Below are 12,535 nucleotides of genomic sequence, written 5' to 3'. Positions count from 1 at the left end.
TTAACCTTGTCCAATTAAATAATCTAATAACGCTTTATAAGCGTAAACCCCACGTGAACGTGGGCAAAACTCTATGGGCACCTTTTGTGCAAGGCTTGCATCTCTAAACTTTGTATCAACGGGGATCACCCCTGGCCATACTTTATCTTTATATGTATTTTGCAACGTTTTGTAGGCTTCAAGCGACGCTTTTGTGCGCTTATCATACATAGTAGGGATTATAGTATATTGGTACTGTTTCGCTTGAGAGCTTTGCATTAATTCCATAGTGCGCATCATTCTATCAAGCCCTTTGAGCGCCAAAAACTCAGTTTGCACAGGCACTAAAATACGTTCGCTGGCGGCTAATGCGTTCACCATTAAAACACCTAAAACGGGCGGGCAATCAAGCAGCGCATAATCGTAATGTTCACTAATTTTTGCAAGTGTTTTTTTTAAAATTAAGCCCATCCCCGTTTTATTACCCATACTTCTATCGAGGGTTGCTATAGCCATCGTCGCGGGCAATATATCTAGGTTTTCCATGGTAGAGGGGCACAATGCTTGAAGTATTTCTTCACTTTGCATTGAGGTGCCGCGAGCAAAAATATCGTACACACTGACTTCTAAATCTTCAGAATCAATACCAAAATAGTACGTTAGTGAGGCGTGAGGGTCGGTATCAATGAGTAATACGCGTTTACCTTGCAAGGCCAAAATACCAGCAAGACTGACAGCCGTTGTGGTTTTACCTACACCGCCCTTTTGATTTGCTACTGTCCAAATCTTCACATTAAGTCCTAATTACTGTTCATTGCGCGTGGTGATTCTGATGCCACCATGAGGTAAACGAATTATTTTAATAGAGTTATCATCAGAGGGAAGTTCGACCTCTGGCTCAGGCGCAGCTTGTTGCACTTGCTCATCAGGCTCAGCTTCATTTTCGGTGGTTTGTTGTACTAAGCCATACTTAGAAAGCGCAATAACAACTTTACGATTCTCTGCTCTACCCGCTGCGGTGTCGTTATCGGCAAAAGGTGAGTATTGCCCATACCCCTCGATTGCCATTCGCGCTGGGTTAATTCCTAACGTTTCTAATTCAACTAAAATAGAGGTCGCCCGTGCAACTGACAACTCCCAGTTAGAGCGAAACATTTCATTGCGAATACTTTCGTTATCTGTGTAACCTCTTACCCTTATGTAGTTATCTACTGGGGCAATAATATCTTTTACAATTTTTACGACTTGCTTAGCTCGCGCATGGGCCACAGAGCTACCACTTGAGAACAGCATTCCTGAACTCAGCTCAATAATAAGCCAATCTTGGTTGAGCTCTAAACTGGCTTCTCCATCACGAATTTCATCAATAAGTGCTGAATGTAGTTTAGTTAACAAACTATCGAGTGGTTTACCTAAATGTTTTTGTTTTATATTGCTTGTATCACTATGTCCATCTAGCAGCTCTGGGCCAGACTCCTGTTTTTGAATGCTCTCACCGTACAATATCTCTTGCTCTGGGGTAACACGGTCAGTAAGTAGCCCTTCGCCTGTCACGCCCTCACCTTGTTGCGATTGTTGTCTTGCTGATTTGTCAAAAACCTGTTCTAGGGAGTCGGAGAGGATTTGAAAACTTTCTTCTTTATTTATGGCAATGGCATACATAACCACAAAAAAGGCAAACATAATGGTCATGTAATCAGCATAAGAGACTAACCAACGTTCTGTATGTTGATTTTTTTCAGCTGATTGACGTAAGCGCCGGCGTAACATAAAAGTTACTCTACCACGACATTAGGGCGCTCTGTGCGATAAGCTTCAAGCTTTAATTCTATGTTAATAGGACTTTCGCCAAGGCTTATAGCAATCACCCCTTCGGCCATCATTTCATGGTAAAGCATTTTTTGCTCCACTCGCTGCTTAAGCTTATTGGCCATAGGTAAAAATAATAAGTTAGCTAAACCCACCCCATATATTGTTGCAATAAATGCGGTGGCGACCCCTGCACCTAGCTTTTGAGGGTCAGTAATAAATGACATTGCTTGAATAAGACCAAGTACAGCCCCTAAAATGCCTATAGTTGGGCTATATCCGCCCATGGCTTCGTACACTCTACTTGCTTCAAGTAAGCGGTCTCGTTCAAGCATTAAATCTATTTCTAAGGTGTCGCGTAGCTTTTGCTCCGAACACCCATCTACTAGTAAACTAAGCCCTTTTGCTGCATAAGGATCTGGGTGACTAAGTGCCTCTTTTTCAAGCGCTAAGTACCCTTCCTGGCGAGCTTTATGCGACCACGTTTTAATTTGCTCTATGGCTTGCTCAATATTGTACTGGGGTGAAAAAAATACCCAATGGCTCATGCTTAGCGTTTTTTTAAAGGTGCTTGTCGCCGTTTGCAACATAACAGCCCCTAAGGTGCCGCCAAGTACAATAATAAGTGCAGGGCCATTAAATAACGCCGTGACAACGCCACCCTCTAAAGAGTAACCAATCGCTATAGCGCCCAGCGCAATGATTAACCCTAAAACAGAGAGCTTATCCACAACCAGTCTCTCTTTTTATTCTTGCTGCTACGTCGTTTAACGCTAAATGCTCAGAGGCAAGCCCAGCGTTGGCAATAGCTTGAGGCATACCGTATACCACACAGCTTTTTTCATCTTGCGCCCAAATGGTTGCGCCAGATTGCTTAAGCATTCGCGCGCCATCACGTCCATCAGCGCCCATGCCGGTTAAAACAATAGCAAGTACGTCTCCTTGGTAGCTTTTAGCAACACTTGCAAAAGTAACATCAACGCTTGGTTTGTAGCTTATTCGTTCACTATTATCTTCAAATACACGCAACGTTTTGTTACCACTTCGCCCCTCTACCATCATTTGCTGTCCACCAGGTGCTAAGTAGGCTGTGCCGGCTTCTAGCCTGTCACCTTGTTGCGCTTCTTTAACGCGTATTTTGCAAAGGCTATTTAAACGTGCCGCAAACGCAGGCGTAAATGCCGCCGGCATGTGCTGAATTAACAAAATAGGGTGTGCAAAGTTAGCAGGTAATTGGGTTAATATAGTTTGTAAAGCAACTGGCCCGCCAGTTGAAGTGCCAATAGCCACTATTTGATAGTGTTTACCGCTGGCACGCGTGGGCATACTGGGTGTAGTTGTTGTCTGCACTGGGGCAGCACGTTGAAAGCTTCTATCAGGTTGTTTAAGCGATGAGCTTGTTGTGGCTAGTTTGCTTGCAGGTGGAGCAGTAGTCTTACTTGATGTTAATGGCCTAACAGGGCGTGGTGCACGCCTGCGACCAATTTCCTTCACTTTGGCTTGTAATAACTTGATTGCATCTTCGTTATTTCGTGCAATGTCTTCAAACTTTTTCGGTAAAAAGTCCATAGCTCCGGCATCAAGTGCATCTAAAGTTGCGGTTGCACCGTCGCGGGTTAATGAAGAAAACATAAGTATTGGCGTTGGGTTACTCGCCATAATTTCTTTTACTGCGCTAATACCATCAAGCACAGGCATTTCTACATCCATGGTGATCATATCTGGACGTAACTGCGCTGTTTTTTCTACGGCTTCTCTACCGTTAACAGCAAAACCTATTACTTCAATACCGCTGTCTTGTTCAAGAATTTCGCTTACTCGACGGCGAAAAAAACTGGAATCGTCAACAACTAAAACTTTTACGGCCATTGCGCTCTCTTATTAAATTTATGTGTAGGCATACACAGGTATGCCTACATTTTATCCTGCGTAATGCTTAAGCATATTAGGTACATCCAGAATCAGCGCAATGCCACCGTCAGATGTAATTGTTGCACCAGCCATTCCAGGCGTACCTTGTAATAACGCATCAAGAGGCTTAATAACAACTTCTTCTTGGCCAATTAATGAATCAACCACAAAGCCAACTTGCTGAGTACCTATTTGTACAATTACCACATGACCTTGCGCTTTTCGCTGAGAACAATCAGCACCTTTGACTAGCCAATGCTCTAAGTAAAATAGCGGTATCGCTTTTTTACGAACAATAATTGTAAGCTGACCATCTACCACATTGGTTTTGGTTAAATCTAAGTGGAATATTTCACTCACACCAGCAAGTGGTAACGCAAACGTTTGCTCACCAACAATAACCATCAGCGTAGGTAAAATAGCCAGTGTTAATGGTACTTTTATCTCTAAAATAGTCCCTACGCCCAACTCTGACTGTATACTCACAGAGCCATTAAGCTGCGTAATTTTAGTTTTTACTACATCCATGCCTACGCCACGGCCAGAAATATCAGATATCTCTTCTTTGGTCGAAAAGCCTGGTGCAAATATTAAGTTATACGCTTCTGTATCTGATAAGCGACTTGCCTGATCATGGTCAATAACGCCTTTACTGATCGCTATTTTTTTCAGTTTTTCCGCATCCATACCTGCACCATCATCTTTAATGGTTAACAAAATATGGTCGCCTTCTTGCGAAGCCGATAATGTAACGTTACCAGTTCTAGGCTTACCCGCAGCTTCACGCGCTGCTGGCATTTCAATACCATGGTCAACTGAGTTTCGTACTAAATGCACCAACGGATCGGCCAGTGCCTCAACTAAGTTTTTATCTAAATCGGTTTCTTCACCTACAAGCTGTAAATCAATTTCTTTATTTAAGCTACGGGCTAAGTCACGTACTACGCGAGGGAATCGGCCAAACACTTTTTTGATAGGCTGCATTCGCGTTTGCATTACTGCACCTTGAATATCAGCAGTGACCACATCAAGATTTGATATCGCCTTACCCATCGCTTCACTGTCTGTATTGGTCGCTAAACTGACCAACCTATTTCGTACTAATACCAACTCGCCAACCATATTCATTATTTGGTCTAAACGCTTTGTATCAACACGTACTGTTGTTTCAGCAGGTGGAGGCGTAGCTTTTTTAGGTGCAGCGCTACTCGCTGGTTTTTCAGCCACTTTAGGTGTAGGCGCAGCGGCTTTTGCCGCCGGAGCTTGTTTTGCTGCAGGTGCTGGCGTAGGCTTTTCTGGCGTAGGTTTTACTGGCGTTTGTGCTACAGGTGCAGCCTTAGGTGGCTGCGGTGCAGGTGTGTCAGCTTCTTTTGATTCTGGTGCGGCGCCTTTACCGTGCAGTTCATCAAGCAGTGCTTCAAATTCATCATCGCTGATTTCATCATCACCGCTATCATTTGTAACAGCCGCTGGTGGTGCTGTGTGTTTTACTTCTGGCTCACTACTTGAGGTATCTCCTGCAACAGGACCAAAACTACCTACACCGTGTAATTCATCTAATAAACTGTCAAATTCATCATCGGTAATATCTGAACTTGAATCTGGCTCTGCACTTGCACTTGGTTGCGACACCGGGCTTTGGCCTTTGCCGTGTAGCTCATCGAGTAAGCTTTCAAATTCATCTTCTGTAATTTCATCAATTTGCGTGCTATCTGCTGAAGGGCTTGAACCTGCCACATCAAATAGTTCATCAAATGCAAATGGGTCTTCATCATCTTCTGCGCTAACGGGAGCTGCGGGTTCTTGTTCAACAACTTCGGGGGCTGTTTCAGTAAGCTCGTCATCCGTAGGCGGTTGGCCGAGTTTATGAAGGGTTTCTAATAATTGAGGGTCTGCTGGGTCTGGCTGTTCGCGGTTTTGAATAGTGGCAAACATTTCATTAATGGTATCTAGTGCTTGTAAAATCACATCCATTAATTCTGAATTAACAGTTCTAACCCCTTGGCGTAAGAGATCAAATACGTTTTCAGCACCATGACAGGCATCAACAAGCTCAGTCATAGCTAAAAAGCCTGCTCCCCCTTTTACGGTATGAAAGCCCCTAAAAATAGCATTTAGTAACTCAGTATCTTCTGGGTTATTTTCTAGCTCAACTAACTGTTCAGATAAAAGCTCTAGGATTTCTCCAGCCTCTACAAGAAAGTCTTGTAAAATATCTTCATCGACTTCAAAGCTCATGCAGTTACTCTCCTCTTAGAAGCCCAAACTTGATAATAGGTCATCGACCTCGTCTTGGTCAGATACAACATCATTTCGCGACTCTTTATCAATAATAGGGCCTTCAGGACCTGCTAATGTTTGTGCGGCAACCTGTTCTTCTGTTTCTTGTTGTTCTTTACTTTCAGCAATGCTGTCATCTTGTGCAGCAAATGCTGTTAAAAGGTGGATTAAACTTTCTTCTACTTCTCTGACTAATTCAATTACACGGCGGATAACCTGGCCGGTTAAATCTTGAAAATCCTGCGCCATTAGTACATTGGTCATTAAAGTTTGCAACTCATCGGTTTTATGATGAGAGCTGTTCATAAACTTGTCGATGCTGTGGCATAAGGTTTTAAACTCGCCCAGCTCTATCTCACGGTTCATAAGCCTATCCCAAGTAGGCTTAATATGTGCAATTTCATCTGCTAGCTGCTGCGCAATAGGGAGGCTTGCTTCGACCGCATCCATTGTCTTATTAGCTGCATTTTCTGTCATTTCCATGACATAGTTTAAGCGCTTTTTCGCATCCGGAATTGCATCAGTGGTTAAATCGGTTAAACGCGTATCAAGTTCAAAGCTTTTAAGGGCTTCGTGTAATTGGCGTGTTAACTTACCTACTTCAGCAAAAAGCTGCGATTGCTCTTGAGAGGCAGTATCTAAAATTAATTGATCTGCTTTATCTTGCTCACCGTTTTCTAAAAAAACGACGAGCTGACGAGCTTGTTCTAAAGTAATTTGAGGCGCAGCTGGTGCTGACATAAGCCTCTCCTCTCATTAACCTAAGCGTTCAAACACTTTTTCTAATTTAGTTTTCAAAGTACCAGCAGTAAATGGCTTAACAATATAGCCATTAACACCTGCTTGCGCTGCCGCTATTATTTGTTCTTTTTTAGCTTCTGCCGTCACCATTAAAACCGGAATATGTTTTAATTTTTCGTCAGCTCTAATGGCTCTTAGCAAGTCAATACCCTGCATGCCTGGCATGTTCCAATCGGTTACAACAAAGTCAAAAACCTGATTTTGCAACATAGGTAATGCTGTAGAACCATCGTCAGCTTCTTGAACATTCGTGAACCCTAGGTCACGCAACAGATTTTTTATAATACGTCTCATTGTAGAGAAATCATCAACAACAAGAATTTTCATGTTTTTATCCAAAACATCCTCCGGTGAGGTCTTAACCTATAATTTACTTACTACTAGTTTATCCAGTCATTGATTTTTGCTTTGAGCTTAATCATCGCCTGACCATGTATCTGACTTACACGCGATTCACTTACATCGAGTATATGCCCAATTTCTTTTAAATTCATTTCATCGTTGTAATACAAAGAAAGCACCATTGCATCTCGCTCTGGTAAAGACTTTATTGCCTCTAACAATGAATTATTAAACCGTTCATTTTTAACATTATTAAATGGTTTGTCTAGCGCTAAATCTTGACCTGCAGGGCTAATAACATCTTCATCTACCCCTAGGTCTTCTATACCAAGCACTTTACTGGAATTAACATCATTTAAAATATGATGGTATTCTTCTAGCGAAATATCAAGTTTTTCAGCTACTTCAGTATCTTTTGGTTCTCTATTTAAGCTATTTTCTAATTCTGTGATGGTTTCGGCGACTAAACGGCTTTTACGGTGCACCGAACGTGGTGCCCAATCCCCTCTGCGCATTTCATCAAGCATAGCACCGCGAATACGAATACCAGCAAACGTTTCAAAGCTTGCCCCTTTACTGGCGTCAAAGTTTTTTGAGGCCTCGATAAGGCCAATCATTCCCGATTGGATTAAGTCATCAAGCTGAACGCTAGGAGGAAGACGAGCTATTAAATGGCACGCCACTTTTTTGACAAGCGACGCGTGCTTTTCAACAATCACATTTAAATTTTGTGTTGATTGATATCCCATAGCTCTTTTCACCGATGTTGTCATAATCAACCGTTTACTAGCTTCTCAATGAAAAACTCTAAATGTCCTGAAGGTTGATTAGGTATAGGCCATTTTACTGCTTTTGTCGCTAATGTTTTAAACGCAACTGCTGCTGGTGAATTAGGGAAAAGATCGACAATTACTTTTTGTTTACGCGTAGATTTACGCATATTTTCATCATATGGAATAGTCGCAACAAGCTCCATAGACACATCTAAAAAGCGGTCTGTTACTTTTGAGAGCTTTGCAAAAAGCTCTTGGCCCTCGCGCATACTGCGCACCATGTTTGCAACAATTTTAAATTTATAAACGCCATGCTCGCGGCTAAGTACTTTAATAAGCGCGTAGGCATCAGTAATAGAGGTCGGCTCATCACACACCACCACCATGACATCTTGCGCTGCACGAGAAAAACTCAGCACCATGTCAGAAATACCAGCGGCGGTATCTACAATTAAAATATCAAATTCGGTATTAAGCTCACTAAAGGCACGAATTAACCCAGCATGCTCAGATGGGGTTAGCTCCACCATACTTTGCGAGCCTGATGTAGCAGGCACGATTTTAATACCGCCTGGGCCTTCAACTAAAATCTCGTCAAGTTCGCACTCGCCTGAAAGGACATGAGATAAGTTTTTTTCAACACGTAGTCCTAGCATTACATCACAATTAGCTAGGCCTAAATCGGCATCTAATACTAATACACGATTACCCTGCTGCCCTAAAGCAATAGCAGTATTTAAAGAGACGTTGGTTTTACCCACCCCTCCTTTACCGCCGGTGACAGCGATAACTTTTACGCCGTTGTTGTTGTTTTGACTCATTTTGCGCAGGCCGCTTGCTTGATCTAATACTGTGTTAATCATACATCCCTACTGTGCTTGGCGCCACTGCTTGGTGCCTTGAATGTTGTGCTTTTGCTCTTTTTAAATACAATTGCTCAGCTTTTTTTACTAGTTTTTCAGCATTTGCAACGCGAATATCTTCTGGTACGCGCTGACCATTAGTAAGATACCCTATTGGAAGACGATTTTGAATCGCTATACTAATAATCTCACCTAAACTTAATGATTCATCTAACTTAGTGAAAATACAACCGCTTAGCTGAACCTTTTTAAAATGTCTTACGGTTTCTTGCAGTACATTTATTTGTGCTGTGGCACTTAATACTAAATAACTACGTATATCTACTCGCTGGTTGCGCATTAACGTATTTAATTGCTCTGTAAGGCGTAAATCACGTTGGCTCATACCCGCTGTATCAATTAATACTAGACGCTTATTGCGTAAATGATATAAAACTTCAGCTAATTCATTGGCATCTTTTACTTGTTTAACACCACAACCAATAATACGACCATACGTTGCAAGCTGCTCATACGCACCAATTCTGTATGTATCAGTGGTGATTAGGGCAACTTTGTCGGCGCCATACTTTTGTGCGCCTAATGCGGCAAGTTTAGCTACTGTGGTTGTTTTACCTACACCAGTAGGCCCAACAAGTGCATACACACCCCCTTGGCGAAGAATTTCGTTGTTGGTGGTTTGCATTTGATCTTCAACCATTTGCAATAATGCTTTCCAACCTTGCTGACGCGATACGTCATCTGGGATAAAACACGCCATTTGCTCTGCAACGTCTTTATCTATTCCCATGCCAACTAAACGGTCAATCATGCATGCACGTGTAGGGTCGCGACGTGCCATATCTTGCTGCATTAAACCCGATACTTGGTGTTCTAGTAACTGGCGAATTGCGTTCATTTCATCACGCATCGCGCTCATTTGGGCGCTTTCATTGTTATTAGTTTGAGGACGCGGAGCCACAGGCGTATCTAAATCGTCAAAGTCTTGATCTAAGTCATCAAAGCCTAGGCTGTCTGCTTGGGTTTGCATGCGTTTTGGCGCTTCATTTTCGCGAGCAAACATATTTGTCGTACGTGGCTGTGCTGGCTCTTGGTAATGCTCAGACGTATCAATACCTGATTGCGAAAACATAGAGGCTAACTCAGGAGAGCGAGGGCGTGGCGACTGGCGCTCTAATAAAGCTTGTAAGCTATCAGCTACTTTTGCTTGTGGCTCAGGTTGCGCACGCTTAGGCTCTGGCTTTACAAAGTTATGAGTAGGCTGTTGCACGGCTCTTTGCGGAGCAGGCGCTGCCTGTGGTTGTGCTGCGGCTTTAGGGGCTGCTTTGTCGTAATCTACTGCGGCAACAATTTCTACACCATTAGCGAGTTTTTTGTTCGACATAATAACGGCATCAACACCTAGCTCATCTTTAACTTCTTTCAGTGCGGTGCGCATATCTTTGGCAAAAAAACGTTTAATCTTCATGGTTCAACCCCTGTTAAAATCTTTATTGTTGGCCTACTGAGCTGACAATCTTGATCTGTCTTTCATCTGGTACCTCTTGATAAGACATCACCCTTAAACCCGGTATGGTGTACTTAACAAAACGAGATAACACAGTGCGTAACATTCCTGACGTTAGCAATATTGAAGGTTCTCCGGCCATTTCTTGATTCTGATGCGCTTCGTTTAATGATGTTTGAAGTCGCTCAGCAAGGCTTGGTTCTATTCCGGCACCTTCGTCGCCTGCATTTTGTAATGACTGATGCAACATCTGTTCCAACTCAGGCGCCAAGGTTATGACAGGGATTTCTGATGACATTCCCACAGCGTCTTGAACTATTAAACGGCGCAGCGAAATACGCACTGCAGCTGTTAAAACATCGGCATCTTGACTACGTGGGCCGTACTCTACAAGGGTTTGAACAATAGAGCGCATATCACGAATAGCCACCCCTTCGTTTAATAAATTTTGCAGTACTTTTACAACGGTTGTCAGTGGTAGTACTTCTGGCACTAACCCTTCTACTAAACGTGGATGGCTTTTAGCTAACATATCAAGCAGGTTTTGAACCTCCTCATGCCCTAGTAATAATGCGGCACTGTTAGTTAATAACTGGCTAATGTGGGTGGCTACCACTGTGGCTGAGTCAACCACTGTGTAACCTAGTGACTGTGCTTCGTCTTTTTGATCAGGCTTTATCCATACCGCATCTAAGCCAAATGCAGGGTCTTTGGTTTCAACCCCTTTAATAGGGCCAAATACTTGCCCTGGGTTGATGGCCAGTTCATCGCCATGTTTGAGTTCGCCTTCACCACTTGAAACACCCATCATGGTAATACGGTACGCATTAGGGTCTAACTCTAAGTTATCGCGAATATGTACAGGCGGTACTAAAAAGCCAAGCTCCTGAGATAGCTTTTTACGCACCCCTTTAATTCGGTTGAGCAGCTCACCACCTTGAGATTGGTCAACAAGCGGAATAAGCCTGTAGCCAACTTCTAAGCCAATAACGTCAATTTGTTGTACATCGTCCCATCCAAGCTCTTTTTGCTCTTGCTTGTTTGCAACACCAGTACCGGCAACGGTACCACTTTCAGCCTCTTGGGCTGCTAGAGCAGCGGCTTTTAATTTTTGCTGCTGAGTAAAGTAAGCTAAGTAGCCGAGTAGTGCGCCTAAACTTAAAAAAGCAATATGAGGCATACCCGGAACTAACCCCATAATGATTAAAATACCTGAGGCGATAAATAATGATTTTTCGTTACCTAATTGGGCTTTAAATTGCTCACCCATGTTATGTGATTCGTTTTGGCGAGTAACAACAATAGCAGTACCAATAGAGAGCAGTAATGAAGGAAGCTGCGCCACAAGGCCGTCACCAATGGTAAGTAAAGTATATACTTCCATTGCGCGGCTAAAGCTCAAGTCGTGTTGGATCATGCCCACAAATAAGCCGCCAACAATATTAATAATTAATATCACGATACCGGCAATGGCATCGCCTTTTACAAACTTACTCGCCCCATCCATAGAGCCGTAAAAGTCGGCTTCGCGGGTTACTTCACTGCGGCGCTCACGTGCTTGCTCTGCACTAATAAAGCCAGCGTTTAAGTCGGCATCAATCGCCATTTGTTTACCCGGCATAGCGTCTAGCGTGAAACGAGCCGATACTTCAGAAATACGCCCAGCACCTTTGGTTATTACAACAAAGTTTATGATGATCAGAATTAAAAACACCACTAAACCTACCGCGTAGTTTCCGCCAATAACCACTGAGCCAAACGCTTCAATTACCTTACCAGCCGCATCTCCCCCATTGTGACCCTCAAGGAGCACCACGCGTGTGCTGGCAACATTTAGGGCTAAACGCATAATTGTAGCGATTAACAGTACCGCCGGAAACATGCCAAATTCGAGGGGTTTCATGGTGTAAACAGTCACCAGTAAAACAACTAAGGCAAGGGCAATATTAAATGAAAATAATATATCAAGAAGAAATGGCGGCAGCGGTAAAATAACCATACCCAGCGCTGCAAGTACTAGTAGCGGTGTGCCAACACCTTTGGCATACTCTTTTTTATCTTTGTTAAGTTGTTGTAATACCGCTTTAAAATCCATAACTCTACAATTCAATAAATTGACACTAGCCTGAAATTGCAATAACTATTCCAAGTATAGAGCCAGCAATAGATTCATTGAGTATTGATACAAAATTTAAAGCAAGTGAGAGACAAGAGCGAATGGGCTTTATGGTTTGAATTTGCAGCCCCATGTTGGTATTTAGGCAAGGCGC

The 12,535-nt window shown here is 42.9% G+C and carries 11 protein-coding genes; all 11 read right to left on the bottom strand.

The window, feature by feature from the left end; translation table 11 throughout:
• Genes MTF64_RS03255 through flhA form a run of 11 tightly spaced genes read right to left on the bottom strand, consistent with a single transcriptional unit; the run spans position 1 to position 12,360 of the window.
• Positions 1–771, bottom strand: coding sequence for a ParA family protein (locus MTF64_RS03255; protein WP_004588314.1), 771 nt, complete (start codon positions 769–771; stop codon positions 1–3).
• A 12-nt stretch (positions 772–783) separates the two neighbouring features.
• Positions 784–1,749 (bottom strand): flagellar motor protein MotB, encoded by a 966-nt coding sequence (locus MTF64_RS03250; RefSeq protein ID WP_248450561.1) that lies wholly within the window; start codon positions 1,747–1,749, stop codon positions 784–786.
• A 5-nt stretch (positions 1,750–1,754) separates the two neighbouring features.
• Positions 1,755–2,519 (bottom strand): flagellar motor protein, encoded by a 765-nt coding sequence (locus MTF64_RS03245; protein ID WP_004588312.1) that lies wholly within the window; start codon positions 2,517–2,519, stop codon positions 1,755–1,757.
• Complete coding sequence (locus MTF64_RS03240) at positions 2,512–3,657, bottom strand: chemotaxis response regulator protein-glutamate methylesterase (RefSeq protein ID WP_029773813.1); 1,146 nt, start codon at positions 3,655–3,657, stop codon at positions 2,512–2,514. The genes MTF64_RS03245 and MTF64_RS03240 overlap by 8 nt, the downstream gene beginning before the upstream one ends.
• Before the next feature lie 51 nt (positions 3,658–3,708).
• Entirely contained in the window at positions 3,709–5,937 is a 2,229-nt protein-coding gene (locus MTF64_RS03235) for a chemotaxis protein CheA (RefSeq protein ID WP_248450560.1), read from the bottom strand.
• Between the two features lie 15 nt (positions 5,938–5,952).
• On the bottom strand, positions 5,953–6,720 hold the full coding sequence (locus MTF64_RS03230) for a protein phosphatase CheZ (protein ID WP_054983004.1): 768 nt from the start codon (positions 6,718–6,720) through the stop codon (positions 5,953–5,955).
• Positions 6,721–6,735: 15 nt separating this feature from the next.
• Positions 6,736–7,119, bottom strand: coding sequence for a chemotaxis response regulator CheY (gene cheY, locus MTF64_RS03225; protein WP_004588308.1), 384 nt, complete (start codon positions 7,117–7,119; stop codon positions 6,736–6,738).
• A 41-nt stretch (positions 7,120–7,160) separates the two neighbouring features.
• Positions 7,161–7,871: an RNA polymerase sigma factor FliA gene (locus tag MTF64_RS03220; RefSeq protein WP_024032309.1), complete on the bottom strand. Its 711-nt coding sequence runs from the start codon at positions 7,869–7,871 to the stop codon at positions 7,161–7,163.
• Between the two features lie 26 nt (positions 7,872–7,897).
• Complete coding sequence (locus tag MTF64_RS03215; protein WP_054983003.1) at positions 7,898–8,758, bottom strand: MinD/ParA family protein; 861 nt, start codon at positions 8,756–8,758, stop codon at positions 7,898–7,900.
• Positions 8,751–10,226: a flagellar biosynthesis protein FlhF gene (gene flhF, locus MTF64_RS03210; RefSeq protein WP_248450559.1), complete on the bottom strand. Its 1,476-nt coding sequence runs from the start codon at positions 10,224–10,226 to the stop codon at positions 8,751–8,753. Before flhF ends, MTF64_RS03215 begins: the two co-directional genes overlap by 8 nt.
• A gap of 22 nt (positions 10,227–10,248) precedes the next feature.
• Positions 10,249–12,360, bottom strand: a complete 2,112-nt coding sequence (gene flhA / locus MTF64_RS03205) for a flagellar biosynthesis protein FlhA (protein ID WP_004588304.1) — start codon at positions 12,358–12,360, stop codon at positions 10,249–10,251.
• Between the last annotated feature and the right edge of the window lie 175 nt (positions 12,361–12,535).

Origin of the sequence: Pseudoalteromonas sp. 2CM41L (assembly GCF_023161905.1) — a bacterium.
Lineage (GTDB): Bacteria > Pseudomonadota > Gammaproteobacteria > Enterobacterales > Alteromonadaceae > Pseudoalteromonas > Pseudoalteromonas atlantica.
The sequence above is the reverse complement of the archived record's forward strand: the minus strand, read 5'-3'. Positions and strand labels throughout refer to the sequence as shown.

What these genes read in the sequence shown, in the direction of transcription:
- MTF64_RS03250 (WP_248450561.1), bottom strand. Translation starts at nt 1,749, where the DNA reads ATGTTACGCCGGCGCTTACGTCAATCAGCTGAAAAAAATCAACATACA.
- MTF64_RS03240 (WP_029773813.1), bottom strand. Translation starts at nt 3,657, where the DNA reads ATGGCCGTAAAAGTTTTAGTTGTTGACGATTCCAGTTTTTTTCGCCGT.
- MTF64_RS03235 (WP_248450560.1), bottom strand. Translation starts at nt 5,937, where the DNA reads ATGAGCTTTGAAGTCGATGAAGATATTTTACAAGACTTTCTTGTAGAG.
- MTF64_RS03230 (WP_054983004.1), bottom strand. Translation starts at nt 6,720, where the DNA reads ATGTCAGCACCAGCTGCGCCTCAAATTACTTTAGAACAAGCTCGTCAG.
- MTF64_RS03220 (WP_024032309.1), bottom strand. Translation starts at nt 7,871, where the DNA reads ATGGGATATCAATCAACACAAAATTTAAATGTGATTGTTGAAAAGCAC.
- MTF64_RS03215 (WP_054983003.1), bottom strand. Translation starts at nt 8,758, where the DNA reads ATGATTAACACAGTATTAGATCAAGCAAGCGGCCTGCGCAAAATGAGT.
- flhF (WP_248450559.1), bottom strand. Translation starts at nt 10,226, where the DNA reads ATGAAGATTAAACGTTTTTTTGCCAAAGATATGCGCACCGCACTGAAA.
- flhA (WP_004588304.1), bottom strand. Translation starts at nt 12,360, where the DNA reads ATGGATTTTAAAGCGGTATTACAACAACTTAACAAAGATAAAAAAGAG.